This is a genomic window from Pseudomonas sp. AD21 (assembly GCF_002878485.1).
Taxonomy (GTDB): domain Bacteria; phylum Pseudomonadota; class Gammaproteobacteria; order Pseudomonadales; family Pseudomonadaceae; genus Aquipseudomonas.
In genome coordinates this window covers 1-24834 of record NZ_NQYG01000012.1, presented here as the reverse complement: position 1 = coordinate 24834, position 24834 = coordinate 1, and the positions used below count along the sequence as shown (strand labels likewise).

Below are 24834 nucleotides of genomic sequence, written 5' to 3'. Positions count from 1 at the left end.
TTTCATCCTGTTGCAGGCGGCACTCAAGCCTGCGCCAACCCTGTGTTAATATCGCGCCCCTGTTCATTTTGTATGTGGGTTGCTCCATGAAGTTGTCCATGCCGCGATTCGATCAAGCCCCAGTCTTGGTGGTCGGCGATGTCATGCTCGACCGTTACTGGCATGGTGGAACCTCACGGATTTCCCCTGAGGCACCGGTTCCGGTCGTAAAAGTCGAGCAAATCGAAGACCGCCCGGGCGGTGCTGCCAACGTTGCCTTGAACATTGCCGCGCTGGGTGCGCCGGCGTCGCTGGTCGGTGTGACCGGTGATGACGAAGCCGCCGACAGCCTGAGCAACAGTCTCAAGGGCGCGGGCGTGCGCGCGCTGTTCCAGCGCATTGCGCATCAACCGACCATCGTCAAGCTGCGGGTCATGAGCCGGCACCAGCAATTGCTGCGTATCGACTTCGAAGAACCGTTTGCCACCGATGCACTGGCCCTGGCCTCGCAGGTCGACGATCTGCTGGAAGGTATCAAGGTGCTGGTGCTGTCCGACTACGGCAAAGGCGCGTTGAAAAACCATCAGGCCTTGATTCAGGCCGCCCGGGCCAAAGGCATTCCGGTGCTGGCCGACCCCAAGGGCAAGGATTTTTCGATCTACCGTGGCGCCAGCCTGATCACGCCGAACCTCAGCGAGTTCGAAGCCATCGTCGGCGGTTGCGCCGATGAGCACGAGCTGGTGAGCAAGGGCGCCACCCTGATGCACGACCTCGAACTCGGCGCGCTGCTGGTGACTCGTGGCGAACACGGCATGACTCTGCTGCGTCCGGAGCATCCGGCGCTGCACCTGCCGGCCCGTGCCCGTGAAGTGTTCGACGTGACCGGTGCTGGTGATACGGTGATCTCCACGCTGGCGGCGGCGATCGCCGCCGGTGAAGAACTGCCGCACGCCGTCGCGCTGGCCAACCTCGCAGCCGGTATTGTGGTCGGCAAGCTCGGTACCGCTGCAATCAGCGCGCCGGAACTGCGCCGCGCGATCCAGCGTGAAGAAGGCTCGGAACGTGGTGTTCTGGGTCTCGAGCAACTGGTACTGGCGGTCGCTGATGCCCGCGCGCATAACGAGCGCATCGTCTTCACCAACGGCTGCTTCGACATTCTGCATGCCGGTCACGTGACCTATCTTGAGCAGGCGCGTGCCCAGGGCGACCGTCTGATCGTGGCGATCAACGATGACGCCTCCGTCAGCCGCCTGAAAGGCCCGGGACGTCCGATCAACAGTGTCGACCGACGCATGGCGGTCCTCGCTGGTCTCGGTGCGGTGGACTGGGTGATCAGCTTCCCGGAAGGCACCCCGGAAAACCTGCTGCGCGAGGTCAAGCCGGACGTGCTGGTCAAGGGCGGTGATTACGGCATCGACCAGGTGGTCGGCGCGGACATCGTCAAGGCGTACGGCGGCACGGTGAAAGTGCTGGGGCTGGTGGAAAACAGCTCGACAACGGCGATTGTCGAAAAAATCCGCGGTCACTGATTCAAGCTGAAAAGATCGCAGCCTGCGGCAGCGCCTACAGGGAAATGTATTCCACTGCAGGCGCTGCCGCAGGCTGCGATTTTTTGCGTTTCAGGAACTGACTTTCTTGCGCGGTACGATCTTCTTCAGCAGTTGCTTGGCCTTGCCACGCAACCGCGCCAGTCCAGTGGGTTTCTCCGGTGGCGTCAGGCCTTGTTGACGCAACCAGTCCTTCCAGCGAATCCGCTCCTCGCGCACCAGCCAGCCATCCTGTTTGGCAAAGCTTTCAGCCAGATACAGACCGCGCGTGCCTGCCGGAGACAGCTGGCCTTTTTTCAAGGTGTAGAGTTCGGCCAGCGGCTCGCCGTCCTGCAACGGCATCAGGTACAGGTCCGGGCGTTTGCGGTCCAGACGTGCGACCAGTTGATCACCTTCCAGCCGCTCGTCGACATGAAACAGGCTCAGGGATTTGGCTTCCTTGGGCACGTCCAGGCGCAGGTCATAGATCAGTTGCAGCGACGCGGTGGGCAAATGCACATAGGCCCTTGGACGCTCCAATAATTGCAGATTGGCACAGCGCACCGGCCGCGCCGAGCCGGACAGCGGCGTCAGGCGAAACGGCAGGGCCTCGCGATAATGCAGCGCGGACGAGTAGGGCGCCGGTAGCCAGGTGTCGTTGAAGCGTCCGCCGAGCCAGCCTTCCGGGGTTTCCAGCAGGCACTCTTCGGCAATCTCCTGAATCGCGGTGTGCAGCGGGATGTTCAGCTCATGGGCCGGCACGTAACCGGAAATCAGCTTGAGCACCACGTCACCGCGATCCTGGCGGCGTTGGCGTACCAACACCCAGTAGTCGCGATTCTGCCAATGCAGGGTCAGGCGCACCGAGACTCCGAGGTTGGCCAGCTCCAACGCGAAACGCTCGGCGTCCGCCACGCTCACCGGTTTGCGCCGCTGCAAGGTCTGGGCGAAGTTCAGCGGCATGCCGACGCTCTGATAGGTCAGGCCTTCGGGCGTGGCTTCGACGAACAGCGGCAGGGTCTTGAAGTTGCTCGGGTTCTTTCTGATGAGCGTGCGCGGCATGTCGGCTCCTGCTTAAGGCCGCGGGGCGGCGTCAGTGACCACGAAGGACCTGGGCAACGGTCGCAACGTTATGGGCGAGGTGCAGCGGATTGATCGTCCCGACAATAGCACTGGCAACGCCGGGTTGTTGGAACAACAACTCGAAGCTGGCGCGCACCGGGTCCACGCCGGGACTCAGGCACACATGGCCGCTGGCCAGGGCCTTTTTCACCAGGATGGCTTTGCCGTGGGCAGCAGCATAGTCAATGACTGCCTTCTCGTTCTGTTCGTTCAGATTGTAGGTGACCATCGCGCAGTCACCTTGCTCCAGCGCCTTGAGCCCGCCTTCGACGGTTTTGCCGGAGAAGCCGAAGCCACGAATCTTGCCCTCGGCCTTGAGCGTGGCGAGGGTGGCGTAGACCTCCTCCTGCTCAAGGATCGCCAGGTCGTTGCCGTCGGAGTGCACCAGCACCAGGTCAATAAAGTCGGTTTCAAGACGTTGCAGGCTGCGCTCGACCGACATCCGCGTATGCGCGGCGCTGAAGTCATGGTGCGACAGGCCGTCGGCAAACTCTTCGCCGACCTTGCTGACGATCACCCAGTCCTGACGCTGGCCGCGCAGCAGCGGGCCGAGGCGTTCTTCGCTGCGGCCATAGGCCGGGGCGGTGTCGATCAGGTTGATGCCCAGTTGTTGCGCCTGTTTGAGCAGCATACGTGCTGCGTCATCGTCAGGGATCTGAAACCCGTTGGGGTATTTCACACCCTGGTCGCGGCCGAGCTTGACCGTGCCCAGGCCCAGCGGAGAAACCAGCAGGCCAGTGCTGCCCAGCGGGCGATGCAGTTCGTGCAGGGTCGCTACGCTCATGGCAACAGTTGCTCCCAGGCCGGTACGCCCATCGGTGGTTTCGGCAGCGCCGGCAATGGCTCGGCAGCTTGCGGCTGGATGCCGTCGCGTTCCAGCGAGGCGATGACCCGGTCGGCGAAGTCTGGCGCCAGTGCGAGTTTGGTTGGCCAGCCGACCAGCAGGCGTCCCTGTTCGGCGAGGAAAGCGTTGTCCGGGCGAGTCAGCCCGGTTTGCAGCGGTTCGGCGCGATCGACACGCAAGGTCGCCCACTGCGTAGTGCTGAGGTCGATCCACGGCAACAACTGCGCGATTTCTTTTTGCGCCGTGGCAATCTGCTCGGCCGGCTCGCGGTGCACACCTTCGCTTTCGGCGATGTCGCCGCCCATGTACCAGACCCAGTTGCCATCAGCGGCCGGGTGAGTGGTCACGGTGATGCGCGGTTTGGTGCCGCCGCCCAGGCAGTGAGCATACAGCGGCTTCAGGCCCGGGCCTTTGGCGATGATCATGTGCAGCGGGCGACGTTGCATGGCGGGTTGGGTCAGGCCCAGGTCCTCCAGCAATTGGGCGGTACCGGCCCCGGCACTGAGGACGATGCGCTGAGCACGAATTTCGCGGCCGTCGACTTTCAGGCCGACCAGCACGCCCGCTTCCAGCAGTGGCTCGATGGTTTGTCCGGCGAGCAAACCGTCACCGGCCAGATCGGCCAGGCGCTGGATCAGACTCGGCACATCGACCACCAGTTCGGCGAGGCGATAGACCTTGCCCTTGAAGCGCTTGTCTTGCAGCGCTGGCGGCAGTTGATCGCCCGTGACCTGATCGACGCGGCCGCGCACGGCTTTGCTGGCGAAGAAACTGGTGAGGTTGCCGGCCAGAGTGCCTGGCGACCACAGGTAATGCGCTTCGGACAACAGGCGCACGCCGGACAGGTCCAGTTCGCCGTTGCCGGCCAGCGCCTCACGCCAGCGGCGCGGCATGTCGGCGATCGCTTCCGAAGCGCCGGTCAGCGCGCCGTGCAAGGCGTATTTGGCGCCACCGTGAATGATGCCCTGGGACTTCACACTTTGCCCACCGCCGAGGCTGGCGCTTTCCACCAGCACGGTCGAAAAACCCTGACCGCGCAGGCGCGCGTTCAGCCAGAGGCCGGCGACACCAGCGCCGACAATCAGAACGTCGGTGGAAATAACGGATGGCATGCAACGACCTCAGTGTTCAAGACGAGGGCGCAGTATACAGACTCGGGAAAAGAGGGGATTTGTCGATGATCAACAGGGACGCCGCGAACCTGTAGGAGTGAGCCTGCTCGCGATAGCGGTGTATCAGCCGACATCAATGTTGAAGACAGACAGTTATCGCGAGCAGGCTCACTCCTACAAGGGGAATGTGCTTTGCCGTTAGTGCCCGGCGGTCTTGGAGAACAGCTGAATCACCACCACACCCAGCACGATCAGCGCCATGCCGAGCATCGCCGGCAGATCCAGCTTCTGCCCATAAATGAACAGCGCCGCGACGCTGACCATCACGATGCCCATGCCTGCCCACACGGCGTAGGCGACGCCCACCGGAACGGTGCGCACCACCAGCGTCAGCATCCAGAAAGCGATCCCGTAACCGACGATGACCAGGATCAGCGGCAGCGGGGTGCTCAAGCCTTTGACCGCTTTCATCGAAACGGTGGCAATCACTTCGGCGCAGATGGCGATAGCCAGGTAGGCGTAAGCGTTCATGTGTAAATCCTCATGTAAAACGTTGCATTGCTGAGGCGGCATTCTAGTGATTCGCCAGATGGGGTAAAGTCATCACCTATCTGATTTTAAGATGGGTCAAGCCATGAATACCCAGTGGAATCTGGAACAACTGCGCGCCTTCGTCAGCGTCGCCGAGCAACGCTCGTTTTCCGCCGTGGCCCGCCAGCAGCGCAAGGCGCAGTCGGCGATCAGCAGTGCAATTGCCATGCTGGAAGATGATCTGGGCGTCAGCCTGTTCGAGCGTAGCAGTGGACGGCAACCCAGGCTCACCGAAGCCGGGGAAGCGCTGCTCGAAGAAGCCCGGGAAGTGTTACGTCAATGCGAGCGCCTGAACGGCCGGGCGATGGCGATGATGCGCGGCCAGGAAGCGCAGTTGCGCGTGGCTCAGGACGAAGCGATGCCATATCAGGCATTGGTGGAAAGCTTCGACGCTCTGGCCGAGCAATTTCCCAGCCTCGAAGTGCAACTGACCAGCGCCGCTCAGGGCGAAGTCGCGCGCAAACTGGTCGAGCGCCGCGCCGATCTGGGCCTGCTGTTCTATCACGATGAAATCCCTGAAGCGTTGGAACGCCGGGTATTGGGCCGGGTGGAAATGGTCACCGTCTGCGGGATCAATCATCCGCTGGCGACCCAGTCTTACGTCACCTGCCAGCAGATGGCGCAACACCGGCAGCTGTTGATGTCGACGCAAACCAGCGTCTATCCCGGCAACGAGCCAGCCAGCCCGCAGGTGTGGCGTGCCGACAGTTTCTACGTGATGGCCGAATGGCTGGTGCGTGATCTTGGTTGGGCGTGGCTGCCCCGGCACGTGGTGCAGTACTCGGCTTACCAGGGCCTGATGGTTGAGCTGGAGAGCGAATGGACACCGCCAGCGCTGGTGGTGGAACTGGTCTGGCGCCGGGATGAGCCATTAGGGCCTGCCGCGCGCTGGCTGGCTGAACGTTTTGCCGTGCACTTGCGGGCGATTGGCGACAAAAGTCGATAAACTCCGCCGCCATGAATAGAACTCTCTACACCGTGCTGTTTTACCTGGGGCTGCCATTGGTGGCGATTCGGCTGTGGCTGCGCTCGCGCAAGGCCCCGGCGTATGCCAAGCGGATTGGAGAGCGCTTCTCCTACGGCATGCCGTCACTGCAACCCGGTGGGATCTGGGTGCACGCGGTGTCAGTGGGCGAAAGCATCGCCGCCGCGCCGATGATCCGTGCCTTGCTGCAACGTTATCCACAGCTGCCGATCACCGTGACCTGCATGACCCCGACCGGTTCGGAGCGGATTCAGGCGCTGTTCGCCCACGAGCCGCGAATCCAGCATTGCTATCTGCCGTACGACTTGCCGTGTGCTGCGGCGCGCTTCCTTGATCGGGCACGGCCGAAACTGGCAGTGATCATGGAAACCGAACTGTGGCCCAACCACATTCATCAGTGCGCCAGACGCGGGATCCCGGTGGCGCTGGCCAACGGCCGATTGTCCGAACGTTCGGCTCGGGGTTATGGCCGCTTCAGCAAGCTGACCGCGCCGATGCTCGCCGAAATGAGTTTGTTCGCGGTGCAGACCGAAGCCGAAGCCCAGCGCTTCCGCGATCTGGGCGCACGCCCGGAGACGGTCGAGGTCACCGGTTCGATCAAGTTCGACCTGACCATCGACCCGCAACTGCTGCAGCGCGCCAGTGAGTTGCGCGGCCAATGGCAGGCGCTGGAACGCCCGGTGTGGATCGCCGCCAGCACCCACGAGGGTGAGGACGAAGTGGTGCTCAACGCCCATCGTCGGCTGCTGGCGAACTACCCGAACGCGCTACTGATTCTGGTCCCGCGGCATCCTGAGCGTTTCAACTCGGTGTTTGAACTGTGCCAGCGCGAAGGCTTTGCCACGGTGCGCCGTTCGACCGGCGCCAGCGTCGAGACGGATACCTCGGTGTTGCTCGGCGACACCATGGGTGAGTTGCTGTTTCTCTATGCCCTGGCCGACAGTGCTTTCGTTGGCGGTAGCCTGGTGCCGAATGGCGGACATAACCTGCTGGAACCTGCGGCACTGGCAAAACCGGTGATCTGTGGCCCGCACCTGTTCAACTTCCTCGACATCGCCGCGCAGTTGCGCGAAGCCGGTGCGTTGGCGCAAGTGGATGATGCCGAAGGGCTGGCGGTGGAAGTGCAGCGACTGTTCGAATTGCCGCGTGATGCGCAGCGCATGGCCGAGGCCGGGCTGGCGGTGATGCGCCGCAATCAGGGCGCGTTGCAGCGTTTGCTGGATGGACTGGGCCGGCTGATTCGCTAAGGCATACGGAACTGTCTGAACAGAGGAGATCTCTGTGGCGAGGGGATTTATCCCCGATCGGCTGCGCAGCAGTCGTAAGCCCTGCTTGCCCTATCTGACTGAATCAACCCGGTGAATGGTTTTGGGGCTGCTACGCAACCCGTCGTGGATAAATCCCCTCGCCACAGGGGATTTATCCAGAGTGTTTACGGTCGCGCCTTGAGCTGCGCTTCCGCTGCCTGGGCCAGATCCGGCGGCAGGAAATCCTTGTCCGGGTTGTAGTCGGCTTTCAGATAACGCCGCAGATCTTCCAGGTCCCCCGGATTCAACGTCCCCGCTGCCTGCTTCAAACGCAGGTTGTCGAGAATGTAGTCATAGCGGGTGTTGTTGTAGTTGCGCACCGAGGTGTACAGCTGGCGCTGGGCGTCGAGCACGTCGACGATATTGCGCGTACCCACCTGGTAACCGATTTCTGTGGCTTCCACTGCGCTCTGGTTGGAGATGATTGACTGGCGGCGCGCCTGCACCTGCTCGACATCGGTGTTCACCGCGCGGTGCAGGTTGCGGGTGTTTTCCACGATCTGCCGGCGCAGCGATTCGCGCTGTTGCTCGCTCTGATCGAGTTGCGCGTAGGACTGGCGCACTTGCGAGCTGGTCAGTCCGCCGCTGTAGATCGGGATGCTCAGTTGCAGGCCCACCGTACTCTGCTCGACGTTGCCACTGTACGGGGTACCGAACGCGTTCGGGTTGGCGAAACCGAGGGCGTCGTTGTCACCTTTTTCGTATTTGGCCACGGCGTCGAGGGTCGGCAAGTGGCCGGCCTTGCGCTGCTTCAGGGTCTGTTCGGCAGAGCTGACGGCAAAGTTGCTCGCCAGCAGATTGAGGTTCTGTCTGGCGGCGGTGTCGACCCAGGCCTTGGCGTCATTCGGCGTTGGCGGCAGGATCGGCAGTGTGTGCACGATGCCCTGAATCGAGTTGTACTGACGGTTGGTCAGGGTGATCAGCGCTTCGAAGGCATCGTCGACCTGACGCTGGGCAACGATCCGGTTGGCGCGCGCGGTGTCGTAACTGGCTTGCGATTGCAGCACGTCGGTCTTGTCCGACAGGCCCACGTCGAAGCGTTCGTTGGACTGGTCGAGCTGACGCTTGAACGCGGCCTCTTCGGCCTTGGTCGACGCGAGGTTGTCCTGGCTGCGCAGCACGTTGAAGTAGTCTTGCGCCGATTGCAGGATCAGGTTCTGTTCGGTGGCCGAAAGTTGCAGCGCGGCTTGCTCGTTGACGTCCTTGGCGGCCTGGTACTGGAACCAGCGATCGGCGCGAAACAGCGGCTGGGCGAGGGTCGCCTGATAGGAATGCGCGCTGCGATTGGCGATGGCCGAAGGCTGGTCGATGGAGGTGCGCACGTTGGCTGTTTCGGCACCGCCGGACAGGTTCGGCAGCAGCCCGGCACGGGCCTGTGGCACGACCTCTTTCTGCGCACCGTACTGGGCGCGGGCGGCGGCCAGATCGGCGTTGTTGTCGACGGCTTCCTGATAGACGCTGACCAGATCGGTCTTGGTCGACAAGGGCGCTTCTGCTGCCCAGGCCATTGCGGTGGACGCACAAGACACGGCCACAGCCAGTGAAAGTTTGCGCAGCATGAGGCGATCCCTAGCATTAATATTATGGAAATAATCTTCGCGCCAAGGCTACGGCGCGTCCCGTTTAGCGTCAAGGCGTTACGGGGCAAAGCGAGTGTAGTTGCGCATTCGCATCGCAACAATCCGTCTCGCCTCTGTATTTGCGCCATTCATCATGGTGGCTGCTGCGGTGTTGGCGTTCTTTGCCGGTTGTGTCTAGACTGGCCGGGTTCTTGTCGGGGTGCCTTGCTATGAGGCTGAGATCGAATAATTTCGGATCCCGTTGAACCTGATCAGGTTAGCGCCTGCGTAGGGAACAAGATTTCTCGTCACCCGGCGAGTCCTCTTGTGCTTCGTCCGGGATATTGTTCGACAATCGAACGCTCGACGACGATGCACAGCACCAGTCCTGGTGCGTCCGTGCCTTTCAGGTTCTGCTCCGACAATCCATGCCTGGATGCTGTCTGGAGAGCCCGTGATGACGACTACAAAATCAAAAAACGCGATCAACCTGAGTGACTCGGCCAAGGTCGACGAGCAATCGGTCAAGCCGTTCACCCGTTCGCAAAAAGTCTACGTTCAGGGCTCGCGCCCGGACATCCGCGTGCCGATGCGCGAAATCACCCTGGACGTGACCCCGACCGACTTCGGCGGCGAAATCAACGCGCCGGTCACCGTGTATGACACCTCGGGCCCGTACACCGATCCGAACGTGGTGATCGATGTGCGCAAAGGCCTGGGCGATGTGCGTTCGGCGTGGATCGACGACCGTGGCGACACCGAGCGCCTGCCAGGTTTGAGTTCGAACTTTGGCCAGGAACGCCTCGCCGACCCGGAACTGACCAAGCTGCGCTTTGCCCACGTCAACAACCCGCGCCGCGCCAAGGCCGGGGCCAACGTCAGCCAGATGCACTACGCGCGCAAAGGCATCATCACCGCCGAGATGGAATACGTCGCCATCCGCGAAAACATGAAGCTGCAAGAGGCCCGCGCTGCCGGCCTGTTGGACCAGCAGCACGCCGGCCACAGCTTCGGCGCGAGCATCCCGAAAGAAATCACCGCTGAATTCGTCCGCGAAGAAATCGCCCGTGGTCGCGCGATCATCCCGGCCAACATCAACCACGTTGAACTGGAACCGATGATCATCGGCCGTAACTTCCTGGTGAAGATCAACGGCAATATCGGTAACAGCGCGCTGGGTTCGTCCATCGAAGAAGAGGTGGCGAAACTGACCTGGGGCATTCGCTGGGGTTCGGACACCGTGATGGATTTGTCCACCGGCAAACACATTCACGAAACCCGCGAGTGGATCATCCGCAACTCGCCGGTGCCGATCGGTACTGTGCCGATCTATCAGGCCCTGGAAAAAGTTAACGGCGTCGCCGAAGACCTGACCTGGGAGCTGTTCCGCGACACGCTGATCGAGCAGGCCGAGCAGGGCGTCGACTACTTCACCATTCACGCCGGCGTACTGCTGCGCTACGTGCCGCTGACCGCCAAACGCGTGACCGGTATCGTTTCCCGTGGTGGTTCGATCATGGCCAAGTGGTGCCTGGCGCACCACAAAGAGAACTTCCTCTACACCCACTTCGACGAAATCTGCGAAATCATGAAGGCCTACGACGTCAGCTTCTCGCTGGGCGACGGCCTGCGTCCGGGCTCTATTGCCGACGCCAACGACGAAGCGCAATTCGGCGAACTGGAAACCCTCGGCGAGCTGACCAAGATCGCCTGGAAGCACGACGTGCAGTGCATGATCGAAGGCCCGGGCCACGTGCCGATGCAGTTGATCAAAGAGAACATGGACAAGCAGCTGGAGTGCTGCGACGAGGCGCCGTTCTACACCCTCGGCCCGCTGACCACTGACATCGCACCGGGCTACGACCACATCACTTCCGGTATTGGTGCGGCGATGATCGGCTGGTTCGGTTGCGCAATGCTCTGCTACGTGACGCCGAAGGAACACTTGGGGCTGCCGAACAAGGATGACGTGAAAACCGGGATCATCACCTACAAGATCGCTGCTCACGCAGCGGACCTTGCGAAGGGCCATCCGGGCGCGCAGATTCGTGACAACGCCTTGAGCAAGGCGCGTTTCGAATTCCGTTGGGAGGACCAGTTCAACCTTGGTCTCGATCCGGACACCGCGCGTTCGTATCACGATGAAACCCTGCCGAAGGACTCGGCCAAGGTCGCGCACTTCTGTTCGATGTGCGGGCCGAAATTCTGCTCGATGAAGATCACCCAGGAAGTCCGCGAGTACGCGGCCAACCAGCGGATCGACGCGGTCGACGTGGACGTCGCCCAAGGCCTGGCGGAACAAGCCGAGCGGTTCAAGAAGGAAGGCAGTCAGCTTTACAAAAAAGTCTGATCCGGTTCTCACTGATCGTTCCCACGCAGAGCGTGGGAACGATCACTACACAACAAAAATGTCCCTCTGAGATAACACCCTTGAGCATTCAACCCGGCACCTATTCCCCCGACCTCGCCGTCCCCGCCGACAAGCGTGTATTCGGCGGTCGCGATCTGTTTTCCCTGTGGTTTTCCCTTGGCATCGGCCTGATGGTTCTGCAGACCGGCGCATTGCTGGCGCCAGGTCTGGGCCTGTCGGGTTCGTTGCTGGCGATTTTTCTCGGCACGCTGGTGGGCGTGCTGCTGTTGGCCGCCGTTGGCGTGATTGGCAGCGACACCGGCCTGTCATCAATGGCGGCCCTCAAGCTGAGCCTGGGCAGCAAAGGCGCGAGCCTGCCGGCGCTGCTCAATTTGCTGCAACTGATCGGTTGGGGCTCGTTCGAAATCATCGTCATGCGCGACGCCGCCAGCCTGCTCGGTACCCGCGCGTTCAGCGAAGGTTCGCTATGGGCCAGTCCGATGCTGTGGACCTTGTGTTTCGGTGCACTGGCGACTTTGCTCGCGGTCAGCGGGCCGCTGACGTTCGTGCGCAAGATCCTGCGCAAATGGGGCATCTGGCTGATTCTGGCCGCGTGCATCTGGCTGACGTGGAACCTGTTCGCCAAGGCTGATCTGGCTGCACTGTGGGCGCGCACAGGTGACGGTTCGATGCCGTTCGCCGTGGGTTTTGACATTGCCATCGCGATGCCGCTGTCGTGGTTGCCGCTGATTGCCGACTACTCGCGATTCGGCAAGCGCGCGAAGAATGTCTTCGGTGGCACGGCCATTGGTTTCTTCATCGGCAATTTCTGGCTGATGAGCCTCGGCGTGGCCTACACCCTGGCGTTCGCCCCGAGCGGTGAAGTCAACGCGCTGCTGTTGGCCTTGGCCGGTGCCGGCCTGGGGATTCCGCTGTTGCTGATTCTGTTGGATGAGTCGGAAAACGCTTTCGCCGACATTCATTCGGCAGCGGTGTCGAGCGCGATTCTGTTGCGCTTGAAGGTCGAGCATCTGGCCTTGGCCATCGGCGTGATCTGCACCCTGATCGCGTTGTTGGCGCCACTGGCGCAGTACCAGAACTTCCTGCTGTTGATCGGTTCGGTGTTCGCGCCGCTGTTCGGCGTGGTGCTGGTGGATCACTTCATCCTGCGCAAACGCAGCGCTCAGGTGGCCTCAGCCGCATTGCGCTGGCCGGCGCTGCTGGCGTGGCTGGGCGGGATCAGCACCTACCACTTGCTGGCGAATCTGTATCCGGACATCGGCGCGACCCTGCCGGCACTGGTGCTGGCAGGGCTGTTGCAACTGGTGCTCGGTCGAGCCTTCAGTTACGGCCCGGAAACAGCTCGGGTTTGATGATGCCGTTCAGACGCGGGTAAGGAATCTTCAGTTCGACGTGGCCCAGCGCGTAAGGCGCGAGGGTGCTCACGTCGTACTTGAGGATCACGCCGCCGTAGGTCAGCGCCACGTTCGGGGTTTTCACGAACGGCCAGTTCTTCACGAAGTCGGCTTCCTGATCAAGCTTGGTGCTGATCAGCCAGCTGTTGTGCGCGACTTGCGCAGCCTTCCAGAACGCCTCTTCCTGACCCGGCAGCAACATATCCGACAGGTTCAGCACTTTATGCTGCTGGCGCGAATAGTTGATGAAGCCACGACCGGGGGTGCCGTGGGCGCCGCCGGTATCGAGGTAGCTCGACAGCTCGATGATCACCAAGCCGTCATGCTGCTCGCGTACCTTGGCCTGCAAATAGCTGCTGTTGCGCGGGCCGGCCGTTTGCAGGAACTGTTCACGATAAGCCGCCAGCGTCGGTGCCACCGGCGCATTCGCCTCGGTGCGGGTCATTTGCAGCAGGCGTTTTTCGATAATGCCGTCCAGCGCAGGTTCGGCCGCGAAGTGCACGGTATCGATATTCACCAGCGGACAGTCAGGGTTGGAACAGCCGGGTTTCAGGGTTTCCGACGCGTCGCGGGTGGTTTCCAGCGGCGCACGGTAGTTGGGTTGGAACAGGTTGGCGCAGGCGCCCAGGGTCAGGGCGATGGCGGCCACGGAGGCAATTTTGAAAAGCGACATGGGCGTCCTTTCTGAAACAGGGGAAGGCAAAAAGTTATCCGCTTCGACTCTCGCCGAAGCAGTCAGTTCGCCACTAAGCTAATTAGAGTGGGTTTCGCCTCCACCGTCCATCCCGCTGACGGTAAAGGGGCTGCATCAATCATCAGCGGCGCGTTAGGATGGCGCGAAGTCGAGGTTGCAAGTAACAAAACGGAACCTCGTATTGGATTTGCAGTAAAGAGGATGCTCATGACTGATTTTGCCAACGCCACTCCGGCCACCGTCGATGTCGTAAAGCGCGAGCGCTGCTACGAGGGCTTCTACAAGCTCGACCGTTTGCACTTGCGCCATGAACTGTTCGCCGGCGGCATGAGTCGCGAAATCAACCGCGAAGTCTTCGTGCGTCACGATGCCGTGTGCATGCTGCCCTACGATCCGCAGCGCGACGAAGTGGTGTTGATCGAGCAGTTTCGCGTCGGCGCCATGGGCAAGACCGACAACCCGTGGCTGGTAGAGCTGGTCGCCGGTCTGATCGACAAAGAAGAAGTGCCGGAAGAGGTTGCTCACCGCGAGGCGCAGGAGGAAGCTGGACTGGACATCAAGGCCCTGTGGCCGATGACCAAATATTTCCCGTCACCGGGTGGCAGCAACGAATTCGTGCATTTGTTTCTGGGGCGTTGCAGCACCGAAGGCGTAGGCGGCCTGCATGGGCTGGAGGAAGAAGCAGAAGATATCCGCGTCACGGTCTGGGCCTTCGAAGATGCCTTGCAGGCCGTCCGTGACGGACGCATTGCCAACGCGGCGAGCATCATCGCCTTGCAATGGCTGGCGCTCAACCGCGCCGAAGTGAGGGGGTTATGGTCGTAAACAAGCTGCGCGATCGTTATCGAGTTGACCTTGCGGGGCTGCAAGCCGCCTGCGAGGCCAACTACGCGCGCCTGATGCGACTGGTCCCGGACATGCGCAACGACCCGGAGGCGCGGCGCATTGCCGTGACCCAGGGCGAGCAGATGCTCGGCGTGCTGGCTCTCGAAGTGCTGCAGACCTGCCCATACACCACCACTTTGCAGGTGCGTCAGGAGCACAGCCTGCCGTGGCTGCCGGTGCCGCAACTGGAAGTGCAGGTCTATCACGACGCGCGCATGGCCGAGGTGATCAGCGCCGAGCATGCACGACGCTTTCGCGGCATCTATCCTTACCCGAACGCCGCGATGCATCAGCCGGATGAAAAGGCCCAGCTCAATCTGTTCCTGGGGGAATGGCTGAGCCATTGTCTGGCTTTGGGGCACGAGTACGAAGTCGTACGCTAGTTGTGAACTGCGTCCGGTTCGCCGGTTTCCCCTTTGCGTCTTCCCCCAGCATAATTGCGGCACTCAACCGATTCCGTGCTTTTGCCCTGGGAGAACGCCTTGCCGAGCGTATCCACATTGACCACCGCCGATCCGGCGTTGCTGGTGCAGCTATCCGACAGTCACCTGTTCGCCGAGGCGGACGGTACGCTGCTGGGCATGAACACCCGCGAGAGCCTGCAAAAGGTCATCGAACAGGTGCTCAGGCAGCAACCTCGGATCGACTTGATTCTGGCCACGGGTGACCTTTCCCAGGATGGCACGCTGGAGTCGTATCAACAGTTTCGTGAAATGACGGCACAGATCGATGCGCCGGCGCGCTGGATTCCCGGCAATCACGATGAGCCGCAAATCATGGCTCAGGCCGCAGTGCAAAGTGCATTGCTGGAGTCAGTGGTCGATGTCGGCAACTGGCGCGTGACCTTGCTCGACTCGGCGGTGCCGGGCTCCGTGCCCGGTTATCTGCAGGACGATCAATTGCAGTTGCTCGCCCGTTCGCTGAGCGAGGCGCCGGAACGCCATCATCTGGTGTGTTTCCACCATCATCCGGTACCGGTGGGTTGTGCCTGGGCGGAGCCGATCGGCTTGCGCAATCCCGAAGCATTCTTCGACGTGCTGGACCGCTTCCCGCAGGCGCGCGCGGTGCTGTGGGGGCATGTGCATCAGGAAATTGACCGAGAGCGCAACGGCGTACGGCTGATGGCTTCGCCTTCGACCTGCATTCAGTTCGAGCCGAACAGTCACGACTTCAAGGTCGGCGAACAGGCCCCGGGGTATCGCTGGTTGCGGCTGTTGCCGGATGGACGGCTGGAGACTGGCGTCGAGCGAGTTACCGACTTCGAGTTCACCGTCGATTACGGCTCCAACGGTTATTGAAGACCGCGTTGCGGCCATCGCGAGCAGGCTCACTCCCAGGGGAATGCGATCAACTGTCGGAGCGAGCCTGCTCGCGAAGGCGTCCGCACAAACACCCACGATCTCCCTGACTCCCTGTAAACTCCGCTATCTTTCGCCGACACTCAGGGAGCTCAAATGTCCGGTTCGATCCTCTATATCCACGGTTTCAACAGCGCCCCGGCCTCGAAAAAAGCCTGTCAGCTGGTCGCGGTGATGGAGCGGCTGGGTTTGAGCGACAAGTTGCGTATCCCGGCGCTGCACCACCACCCGCGCGAAGCCATCGGTCAGCTGGAGCAGGCAATCGCCGAGCTGGACAGCCCATTGCTGGTGGGAAGCTCACTCGGCGGCTACTATGCGACTCACCTTGCCGAGCGCCATGGCCTGAAAGCCCTGCTGGTCAACCCGGCGGTCAGCCCGCACCGGATGTTCGACGGATACCTTGGCCCGCAGAAAAACCTGTATACCGATGAAACCTGGGAACTGACCCACGACCACGTGACGGCCCTGGCCGAACTGGAAGTGCCGGCCCCCGTGGATGCGCAGCGCTATCAGGTGTGGTTGCAGACCGGCGATGAAACACTGGATTATCGCCTCGCCCAGCAGTACTACCGGGCCTGTGCCTTGCGCATTCAGGCCGGCGGCGACCATAGTTTCCAGGGTTTTGCCGGGCAATTGCCGGCGTTGCTGAGTTTTGCCGGCATTGGCGCCGATTTGTATCAGGCAATCGATTTCACCGCACTGTGATGTCTTGCCCCTTTTTCATTGAATCACTGACGACGAGACCCTATGGCCACTCCCAGCGCTAGCTCTTATAACGCCGACGCCATCGAAGTCCTCTCGGGCCTCGACCCGGTGCGTAAACGCCCCGGCATGTACACCGACACCAGTCGGCCGAACCACCTGGCCCAGGAAGTCATCGACAACAGTGTCGATGAAGCCCTGGCCGGCCACGCCAAATCGGTGCAGGTGATCCTGCACGCCGATCACTCGCTGGAAGTCAGCGACGACGGTCGCGGCATGCCGGTCGACATTCACCCGGAAGAGGGCGTGTCGGGTGTCGAGCTGATCCTCACCAAACTGCATGCGGGCGGCAAGTTTTCCAACAAGAACTACCAGTTCTCCGGCGGTCTGCACGGGGTGGGTATTTCTGTGGTCAACGCCTTGTCGACCGAAGTCCGGGTGCGTGTAAAACGTGACGGCAACGAATACCAGATGACCTTCAACGATGGCTTCAAGGCCACCGAGCTGGAAATCGTCGGTACCGTCGGCAAGCGCAACACCGGTACCAGCGTGTACTTCGCGCCGGACCCGAAATACTTCGACTCACCGAAATTCTCCATCAGCCGCCTCAAGCACGTGCTCAAGGCCAAGGCTGTGCTGTGCCCGGGGCTGCTGGTCAGCTTCGAAGACAAAGGTACCGGCGAGAAAGTCGAGTGGCATTACGAAGACGGCCTGCGCTCCTATCTGGTGGACGCGGTCAGCGAATTCGAACGCCTGCCGGAGGAGCCGTTCTGCGGCAGCCTGGCCGGCAATAAAGAAGCGGTCGACTGGGCGCTGCTGTGGCTGCCGGAAGGTGGCGACGCGGTGCAGGAAAGCTACGTCAACCTGATCCCGACGCAGCAGGGCGGTACCCACGTCAATGGTTTGCGTCAGGGCCTGCTCGATGCGATGCGCGAGTTCTGCGAATTCCGCAGCCTGCTGCCGCGCGGCGTGAAGCTGGCGCCGGAAGACGTCTGGGAGCGCATCGCTTTCGTGCTGTCGATGAAAATGCAGGAGCCGCAATTCTCCGGCCAGACCAAAGAGCGTCTGTCATCCCGCGAAGCGGCGGCGTTTGTCTCAGGTGTGGTCAAGGACGCCTTCAGCCTGTGGCTCAACGCCAACCCGGAAACCGGTCTGGCGCTGGCCGAACTGGCGATCAACAACGCCGGTCGCCGCCTCAAGGCGAGCAAGAAAGTCGAGCGCAAGCGCGTCACCCAAGGCCCTGCGCTGCCGGGCAAACTGGCTGACTGCGCGGGTCAGGACCCGATGCGTTCGGAGCTGTTCCTGGTCGAAGGTGATTCCGCCGGTGGTTCCGCCAAGCAAGCGCGGGACAAGGAATTCCAGGCAATCCTGCCCTTGCGCGGCAAGATCCTCAACACCTGGGAAGTCGACGGCAGCGAAGTGCTCGCCAGCCAGGAAGTGCACAACATCGCCGTGGCCATCGGGGTTGATCCGGGTGCGGCAGACATGAGCCAGCTGCGCTACGGCAAAATCTGCATCCTCGCCGACGCCGACTCCGACGGTCTGCACATCGCCACGCTGCTGTGCGCGTTGTTCGTCCAGCATTTCCGCCCGCTGGTGGACGCCGGTCACGTCTACGTGGCGATGCCGCCGCTGTACCGCATCGATCTCGGCAAAGAGATCTACTACGCCCTCGACGAAGCCGAGCGCGACGGTATTCTCGACCGTCTGGTGGCCGAGAAGAAGCGTGGCAAACCACAGGTCACCCGATTCAAAGGCCTGGGCGAAATGAACCCGCCACAGCTGCGTGAGACCACCATGGACCCGAATACCCGTCGTCTGGTGCAACTGACGCTGGGCGAAGATTTTGCCGAAACCTCGGAAATGATGGACATGCTGCTGGCGAAGAAACGCGCCGGTGACCGCAAGACCTGGCTCGAATCCAAGGGCAACCTGGCCGAGGTGCTGGCCTGATGCGGTTTGGCTGGGTATTGGCGAGTGCGTTGCTACTGAGTGCGATGACGGTGTCGGCGGAGCCTGCACCAGAGTTGAAGTTACTGTCCGAACATCCGGTTGACGGCATGCGCGGCGGCAACCTGTCGGGGCTGGCGATGTGCGGTAAAGATCTGTGGACGGTCTCTGACCGTGACGATGACCAGATCTATCGTCTCGACACCCGTGATCAGGTCTGGCAGGCCGAAACGGTGCGTGTCGACGTGCCGTCATTGCCAGACAGCGGATTGCCTTGGGGCTTGCGCGTGCGGACGTGGGCAGCGCAGTTCGTGCGTGGCGGTGATCTGGATTTCGAAGGCATCACGTGCGACAACGCGGGCAATCGCTACATCGTCAGCGAAGCCCATGCAGCCGTATTGCAGGTATCGCCGCAAGGCACGGCGTCGTGGCTGAAAATCTCGCCGATGCTGGTCCGTGAAGCACGAGCCAGTGGCATGTTGCTGCACTTCAACGCCTTGTTCGAAGGCCTGACGGTCAACCCGGCGGGCGATGAAATATGGCTGGCTGCCGAGCGCGAGCGCCGTGGCCTGCTGAAGATCAAGCGCCAGCAAACGGTCTGGGATTGCGACGGCGGCTGTGTGCTGTTCAGCGAAGACGGGGTCGAGATGCAGCCGCCGCAGTTTCCCAATGCCCGGGTGGTGACGCGCGACTTCGCCGATCTGGCGTTGTTCAACGGCAAGCTGTTCACGCTGGAGCGTAACGCGTACCAGATCTGCCGCCGCGATGCGGTGACGGCCAAAGTCGAACGTTGTTGGTCGTTCGCCGAGGAGGCCTTGCAGCCGCAGCGACGTTATTCACAGGCCTTCGGTTTGGCGGAAGCGCTGGTGGTGGACGCCGACGGCGCCTGGATCGGCCTCGACAACAATGATGGTGCCCGCGCTGACGGCGAGAAACGCCCGATTGTCTGGCGCTTCGCCGCACCTGATGGTGGCTGGAGCGCCCAGCCTTAGCCGTGCTGTGTCGGAGTATTGCGCAAGGGTTTTCGCCGATCTGCGAGCAGATCAGGAAACTGCTGCAATACTTCAATTGGGAACGATCGCCCGGTTATTGTTGAGCACGTCTGAGGTGGCTCAATCGGGCTGGTTATGAACAGCGTGCCATTGATGAGGCGCGCTGGATGATGTGTGCTGGCCGGTGGTTGAGGTCCGAGCCATGGTGAGCAGGCAATGAAGCTCTGAGGCAATGCTGTCGAGAGAGTTGTGTGGTCGTTGAATTCCGACATGTCGTGCAAGGCTCGGGGAAACTTGAAACGCCGACTGCGGGAGATTCAATGATGAAACTCAACCTCTTTATTGCGGGTTTTTTGCTTGTCTGGAGTGCACAGGGATTGGCCGCCGACCCTGAGCTGCGGATGCTTTCAGAGCATCCGGTTGATGGGATGCGCGGAGGTAATCTGTCCGGGCTGGCCAAGTGTGGCGAGCAGTTGTGGACGGTGTCGGATCGAGATGATGATCGGATCTACAGGCTCGATACGCAAGGCAAGGTGTGGAAGGCCGAGGCTGTTTTGATTAATGTTCCACCGGTGCCTGAAGATCCCGGTCGGACCTTGGCCATGAAAACCCAGAGCTTTTTCAGGTCGCTTGCGGGAAACGGTGCGTTGGACTTTGAAGGGATCACCTGCGACGCTGCCCGGAATCTTTACGTTCTCAGTGAAACGTATTCAGCCATTCTCAAGGTCTCGACAAATGGAGCCTTGGTCTGGCTGACCATCTCGCCGAGGATGTTGACGAAGGCGAGGGAAGCCGGGTTGTTGGCGCACGCCAATGCGCTGTTTGAAGGATTGGTGATTACGGGTGTTGCGAGCACTGAAATCTGGCTGGCTGCTGAGCGGCAAAAAAGAGGGTTGGTAAAAATCGAGCGGCGTATTACGCCCATTTATTACACATGGTATTGCGCTTCCGATTGTGTGGTGATGACCGAGGGAGGGCTGGCGCCGCAGCCACCACAATTTCCAGGTTCCAAACCGGTAGAGCGGGATTTTTCGGATATTGCTCTATTCAATGACAAGCTGTTTCTGCTGGATCGCAACGCTTTCAAAATCTGTCGACATGAAATGTTGACGGGTAAACAGGAGCGCTGCTGGTCATTCGCTGCGGATGCACTGGTTCCGAATCGTCAATATGCCTCCGAACACGGATTGACCGAGGCGTTGCTGATCGACGCGCAAGGCGCGTGGATTGGCGTCGACAACAATTTTGCAACCCGTGCCGATGGCGAGTCTCGCCCAATTGTGTGGCGCTTTGCAGCGCCTGAGGGTGGCTGGAGTCAATGAGCATGAGTGAACAACCACCGGGCAAGCGCGCCGGGCGGATTTTTATGATTTTGGCCTGGTGCGCAGCGCTGTTTCTGGCCACACGGTTTTTCGGCCAGTGGGAGCAACGCCAGCAGAATCCGAACGTGGTGGTCAGTTCGGAGCAGGGCGAAGGATTTATCGAAGTGAAGCTGGCCGGCAATGCCCAAGGGCATTTTGTCGCCAGCGGCCAGATCAACGGTGAGCCGGTGGAGTTCATGCTCGACACCGGTGCCACCGATGTGGCGATCCCGGCGGATCTGGCCCAGCGCTTGAAACTGGAAGAAGGTTTCGGTGTGACCCTGAGCACGGCCAACGGCCTGAGCCAGGGCTACCGGACAAAGATCGACCGCCTGCAACTGGGCGACATTGTGCTGCGGGACGTCCGCGCATTGGTCGCGCCGGGGCTGCATGGCGATCAGGTGCTGCTCGGCATGAGCGCCCTGAATAAACTTGAATTTACCCAGCGCGGTGGCACCATGCTGCTGCGCCAGACAACGAACCGATGAGGCCCGCATGAGCGACTCCCTTGATCTCAGCCTGGACGGTGTAGAACGCCGCTCGCTGGCTGACTTCACCGAAAATGCCTACCTCAACTACTCCATGTACGTGATCATGGACCGTGCTTTGCCGCATATCGGCGACGGCTTGAAACCCGTACAGCGGCGTATCGTCTACGCCATGAGCGAGCTGGGGCTGGACGCCGATTCCAAGCACAAGAAATCGGCGCGTACCGTCGGTGACGTGCTCGGCAAGTTCCACCCGCACGGTGACTCGGCGTGCTACGAAGCGATGGTGCTGATGGCCCAGCCGTTCAGCTATCGCTACACGCTGGTCGACGGCCAGGGCAACTGGGGTGCGCCGGACGATCCGAAGTCTTTCGCCGCCATGCGTTACACCGAAGCGCGGCTGTCGCGTTATTCCGAAGTGCTGCTCAGCGAACTGGGTCAGGGTACTGCCGACTGGGGCCCGAACTTCGACGGCACCCTGCAGGAACCGCTGGTGCTGCCGGCACGTTTGCCGAATATCCTGCTCAACGGCACCACCGGTATCGCCGTGGGCATGGCCACCGACGTACCGCCGCACAACCTGCGCGAAGTCGCCACTGCCTGTGTGCGCCTGCTCGATGAGCCGAAAGCCACGGTCGAGCAGCTCTGCGAACACATTCAAGGCCCGGACTATCCGACCGAAGCGGAAATCATCACCCCGCGCGCCGACCTGCTGAAAATTTACGAAACCGGCAAGGGCTCGGTGCGCATGCGCGCTGTGTACCACGTCGAGGACGGCGACATCATCGTCACTGCGCTGCCGCATCAGGTTTCCGGGGCCAAGGTGCTGGAGCAGATTGCTGCGCTGATGCAGGCCAAACCGTCGAAAGCGCCGCAGATCGCCGATCTGCGTGACGAATCCGACCACGAAAACCCGTGCCGCATCGTGATCATTCCGGTCAACAGCCGCGTCGATCACGAAGCGCTGATGCAGCACCTGTTCGCCAGCACCGAACTGGAGTCGACCTACCGGGTCAACGTCAACATCATCGGTCTGGACGGCAAGCCGCAACTGAAAAACCTGCGTGCGTTGCTGGTCGAATGGCTGGAGTTCCGCGTGCTGACCGTGCGTCGCCGCCTGCAATTCCGCCTCGACAAGGTCGAGCGCCGCCTGCACCTGTTGGACGGTTTGCTGATCGCTTATCTCAACCTGGATGAAGTGATCCACATCATCCGTACCGAAGAGCACCCGAAAGCCAAGCTGATCGAGCGTTTCGCCCTCAGCGAGATCCAGGCCGACTACATCCTCGACACCCGTCTGCGTCAGTTGGCGCGACTGGAAGAGATGAAGCTGCGCGACGAGCAGGATGAACTGCTCAAGGAACAAGCCAAGCTGCAAGCGCTGTTGGGCAGCGAAGCCAAGCTGAAGAAGCTGGTGCGCACCGAGCTGTTGAAAGACGCTGAAACCTATGGCGATGACCGCCGCTCGCCAATCGTCGAGCGCGCTGAGGCCAAAGCGCTGACCGAACACGATCTGCTGCCGAACGAGAAAGTCACCGTCGTACTGTCGGAAAAAGGCTGGATCCGTTCGGCCAAGGGCCACGAGATCGACGCTACCGGCCTGTCGTACAAGGCTGGCGACGGCTTCAAGACCTCGGCGGCGGGGCGTTCCAATCAGTCTGCCGTGGTGATTGACTCCACGGGTCGCAGCTACTCGGTCGCCGCGCACACGTTGCCGTCGGCCCGGGGCCAGGGCGAGCCGTTGACCGGCCGTCTGACGCCGCCACCGGGTGCCACGTTCGAATGCGTGCTGATGCCGGAAGACGATGCGCTATACGTGATCGCCTCCGATGCCGGTTACGGCTTCGTGGTCAAAGGCGAAGACCTGCAAGCCAAGAACAAGGCTGGTAAAGCCCTGTTGAGCCTGCCGAACAACGCCAAGGTCATCACGCCGCGTCCGGTGACTGATCGCGAGAACGACTTGCTTGCCGCCGTGACAAGCGAGGGGCGGATGCTGGTCTTCAATATCAGCGATTTACCGCAGTTGGCGAAGGGCAAGGGCAACAAGATCATCGGTGTCCCGGGTGACCGTGTCGCCAGCCGTGAAGAGTTTGTCACGGACATCGCTGTTATCCCCGCGGGGGCTACGTTGATCCTGCAAGCAGGCAAACGTCCATATAAACTGAAAGCTGAAGACCTCGAACACTACAAAGGTGAGCGCGGACGGCGTGGTAACAAGCTTCCACGTGGCTTCCAGCGGGTCGATGCGCTGCTCGTCGAAAACCTCAATTAGGCGAAAACGCCCATCTAGAGGCGTCGATCTACGATTTAACGCGTAGATCGACGCTTTGGCGCTGGAGTCGGAACGCATATTCACGGATGATATGGCCTTTCCAAGCGCCGGCGTGGCCGAGCGTTCTTCATATTTATTGAGTATTTTCACTGTGGTCAGCCTTGTGGCGGCCACCTGGACGGGATGATGACTTCTCTGCGCCCCCTTATTTTCCTGCTCGCCGGCGTTCTTGGCCTGGCGGGTTGCAGCGTTCACCAGCCGGTGTCGCTGTATCAGCTGGACAGCGGAAGTCCGGCTCAGCCTGCGCAAAGCACAGGTATGGCGGTTTTGTTGGGCCCGGTAGTCATCGCTGATTACCTGCAACGTGAAACCCTGCTGCAACGTCAACCGGACGGCAGCCTGCAAGCCTCGACCGACGGTCGCTGGGCGGGCAGCCTTTCGTCGGATATTGATCAATTGCTAATGCGTCAGGTTGCCGGTCATCTCGACAGCCAGCGTGTGGTATTGGCGCCGGCCACCTTGGGGTTTACCCCGGATGTGCAGGTATTGCTGACCATCACGCGTCTGGACTCCGGTGAGAAGCAACCGGCGATTCTCGATGCGCAATGGCGCCTGATCGACCGCCGTGGTCAGGTGCGCGATAACCGCATCGTCCATCTGCAAGAGCTGCACGCTGGCACGACGGCTTCGCAGGTTCAGGCACAAGGCATTCTGCTGCAACGTCTGGCCGAGCAACTGTCGGTGGCGCTTAAACCATTGGCCAACCAGCCTCCGGTAGCCGAAGCACCGCGTAAAGCGGCGCCAAAACCGGCAGCGCCGGCAGCGGAATCCGGGAAGCAGCCGAAGATCCCGATGGCTTCGCCGATTCGCACCGACATGGAAGTGTTCCGCTTCTGAGTCTGATTTGAGTCAAAACAAAGCCCGCCTTGTGCGGGCTTTGTTGTGTCTGGGGGCTGGAGATCTACGGTATGACAGCTGGCCTCTTCGCGAGCAAGCCCGCTCCCACGGGGAAGTGATGAGCGTCGCACAACCGATGCAGCAGTTGAAGATCCGCATTGTGTGGGCTGGCCTCTTCGCGAGCAGGCTCGCTCCCACGGGGAAGTGATGAGCGTCGTACAACCGATGCAGCAGTTGAAGATCCGCATTGTGTGGGCTGGCCTCTTCGCGAGCAGGCTCGCTCCCACGGGGAAGTGATGAGCGTCGTACAACCGATGCAGCAGTTGAAGATCCGCATTGTGTGGGCTGGCCTCTTCGCGAGCAGGCTCGCTCCCACGGGGAAGTGATGAGCGTCGCACAACCGATGCAGCAGTTGAAGATCCGCATTGTATGGGCTGGCCTCTTC

The 24834-nt window shown here is 61.3% G+C and carries 21 protein-coding genes and 1 riboswitch; of the genes, 15 read left to right on the top strand and 6 right to left on the bottom strand.

Translation table 11 applies throughout. The annotated features are described in order from the left end of the window. Positions 1–86 precede the first annotated feature (86 nt). Positions 87–1508: a bifunctional D-glycero-beta-D-manno-heptose-7-phosphate kinase/D-glycero-beta-D-manno-heptose 1-phosphate adenylyltransferase HldE gene (gene hldE / locus PseAD21_RS10120; RefSeq protein WP_047600743.1), complete on the top strand. Its 1422-nt coding sequence runs from the start codon at positions 87–89 to the stop codon at positions 1506–1508. 90 nt (positions 1509–1598) lie between these two features. Here the strand turns inward: hldE and PseAD21_RS10115 are convergent, their stop codons facing one another. The 4 genes from PseAD21_RS10115 to PseAD21_RS10095 form a co-directional block, all read right to left on the bottom strand. Further along, complete coding sequence (locus tag PseAD21_RS10115) at positions 1599–2567, bottom strand: metal ABC transporter ATPase (protein ID WP_102355550.1); 969 nt, start codon at positions 2565–2567, stop codon at positions 1599–1601. A 31-nt stretch (positions 2568–2598) separates the two neighbouring features. Further along, complete coding sequence (locus PseAD21_RS10110) at positions 2599–3411, bottom strand: aldo/keto reductase (RefSeq protein WP_102355549.1); 813 nt, start codon at positions 3409–3411, stop codon at positions 2599–2601. Beyond that, positions 3408–4583 (bottom strand): FAD-binding oxidoreductase, encoded by a 1176-nt coding sequence (locus PseAD21_RS10105; RefSeq protein ID WP_102355548.1) that lies wholly within the window; start codon positions 4581–4583, stop codon positions 3408–3410. Before PseAD21_RS10105 ends, PseAD21_RS10110 begins: the two co-directional genes overlap by 4 nt. A 198-nt stretch (positions 4584–4781) precedes the next feature. Beyond that, positions 4782–5114 (bottom strand): multidrug efflux SMR transporter, encoded by a 333-nt coding sequence (locus PseAD21_RS10095; protein WP_102355547.1) that lies wholly within the window; start codon positions 5112–5114, stop codon positions 4782–4784. 103 nt (positions 5115–5217) lie between these two features. Here PseAD21_RS10095 and PseAD21_RS10090 point away from each other — a divergent pair, with 103 nt between their 5' ends. Then, positions 5218–6120: a LysR family transcriptional regulator gene (locus tag PseAD21_RS10090; protein WP_102355633.1), complete on the top strand. Its 903-nt coding sequence runs from the start codon at positions 5218–5220 to the stop codon at positions 6118–6120. 11 nt (positions 6121–6131) lie between these two features. Then, positions 6132–7406: a lipid IV(A) 3-deoxy-D-manno-octulosonic acid transferase gene (gene waaA, locus PseAD21_RS10085; RefSeq protein WP_102355546.1), complete on the top strand. Its 1275-nt coding sequence runs from the start codon at positions 6132–6134 to the stop codon at positions 7404–7406. Positions 7407–7591: 185 nt separating this feature from the next. On the opposite strand, the gene PseAD21_RS10080 is transcribed toward waaA, so the two are convergent. After that, positions 7592–9025: a TolC family outer membrane protein gene (locus tag PseAD21_RS10080; RefSeq protein WP_102355545.1), complete on the bottom strand. Its 1434-nt coding sequence runs from the start codon at positions 9023–9025 to the stop codon at positions 7592–7594. Positions 9026–9231: 206 nt separating this feature from the next. Beyond that, a riboswitch (TPP riboswitch) is annotated at positions 9232–9337 on the top strand. Between the two features lie 145 nt (positions 9338–9482). On the opposite strand from PseAD21_RS10080, the gene thiC reads away from it, so the two are divergent. After that, the gene (gene thiC, locus PseAD21_RS10075; RefSeq protein WP_102355544.1) at positions 9483–11375 is read left to right on the top strand and encodes a phosphomethylpyrimidine synthase ThiC; all 1893 of its coding nucleotides are present in this window, start codon (positions 9483–9485) and stop codon (positions 11373–11375) included. Between the two features lie 80 nt (positions 11376–11455). Further along, positions 11456–12748: a putative hydroxymethylpyrimidine transporter CytX gene (cytX, locus tag PseAD21_RS10070; RefSeq protein WP_102355543.1), complete on the top strand. Its 1293-nt coding sequence runs from the start codon at positions 11456–11458 to the stop codon at positions 12746–12748. Here cytX and PseAD21_RS10065 read toward each other — a convergent pair. Further along, positions 12717–13463, bottom strand: coding sequence for an RsiV family protein (locus PseAD21_RS10065; protein WP_102355542.1), 747 nt, complete (start codon positions 13461–13463; stop codon positions 12717–12719). The two genes, cytX and PseAD21_RS10065, sit on opposite strands and share 32 nt — an antisense overlap. Before the next feature lie 228 nt (positions 13464–13691). On the opposite strand from PseAD21_RS10065, the gene PseAD21_RS10060 reads away from it, so the two are divergent. From PseAD21_RS10060 to PseAD21_RS10015, 10 genes are all read left to right on the top strand, one after another. After that, positions 13692–14309: an NUDIX domain-containing protein gene (locus tag PseAD21_RS10060; protein WP_102355541.1), complete on the top strand. Its 618-nt coding sequence runs from the start codon at positions 13692–13694 to the stop codon at positions 14307–14309. After that, positions 14300–14752: a DUF1249 domain-containing protein gene (locus PseAD21_RS10055; RefSeq protein WP_007967395.1), complete on the top strand. Its 453-nt coding sequence runs from the start codon at positions 14300–14302 to the stop codon at positions 14750–14752. The genes PseAD21_RS10060 and PseAD21_RS10055 overlap by 10 nt, the downstream gene beginning before the upstream one ends. A gap of 99 nt (positions 14753–14851) precedes the next feature. Beyond that, positions 14852–15667: a 3',5'-cyclic-AMP phosphodiesterase gene (gene cpdA, locus PseAD21_RS10050; RefSeq protein WP_102355540.1), complete on the top strand. Its 816-nt coding sequence runs from the start codon at positions 14852–14854 to the stop codon at positions 15665–15667. Positions 15668–15823: 156 nt separating this feature from the next. Continuing rightward, positions 15824–16432 (top strand): YqiA/YcfP family alpha/beta fold hydrolase, encoded by a 609-nt coding sequence (locus PseAD21_RS10045; RefSeq protein WP_102355539.1) that lies wholly within the window; start codon positions 15824–15826, stop codon positions 16430–16432. A gap of 42 nt (positions 16433–16474) precedes the next feature. Further along, entirely contained in the window at positions 16475–18382 is a 1908-nt protein-coding gene (gene parE / locus PseAD21_RS10040) for a DNA topoisomerase IV subunit B (RefSeq protein ID WP_102355538.1), read from the top strand. Then, positions 18382–19371 (top strand): esterase-like activity of phytase family protein, encoded by a 990-nt coding sequence (locus PseAD21_RS10035; RefSeq protein ID WP_102355537.1) that lies wholly within the window; start codon positions 18382–18384, stop codon positions 19369–19371. The genes parE and PseAD21_RS10035 overlap by 1 nt, the downstream gene beginning before the upstream one ends. A 323-nt stretch (positions 19372–19694) precedes the next feature. Further along, positions 19695–20693, top strand: a complete 999-nt coding sequence (locus PseAD21_RS10030; RefSeq protein ID WP_178082117.1) for an esterase-like activity of phytase family protein — start codon at positions 19695–19697, stop codon at positions 20691–20693. A 2-nt stretch (positions 20694–20695) separates the two neighbouring features. Next, positions 20696–21220: a TIGR02281 family clan AA aspartic protease gene (locus PseAD21_RS10025; protein ID WP_102355535.1), complete on the top strand. Its 525-nt coding sequence runs from the start codon at positions 20696–20698 to the stop codon at positions 21218–21220. 7 nt (positions 21221–21227) lie between these two features. After that, complete coding sequence (gene parC, locus PseAD21_RS10020) at positions 21228–23492, top strand: DNA topoisomerase IV subunit A (RefSeq protein ID WP_102355534.1); 2265 nt, start codon at positions 21228–21230, stop codon at positions 23490–23492. A gap of 186 nt (positions 23493–23678) precedes the next feature. Continuing rightward, positions 23679–24389, top strand: a complete 711-nt coding sequence (locus tag PseAD21_RS10015) for a membrane integrity-associated transporter subunit PqiC (protein WP_102355533.1) — start codon at positions 23679–23681, stop codon at positions 24387–24389. Positions 24390–24834: the final 445 nt, after the last annotated feature.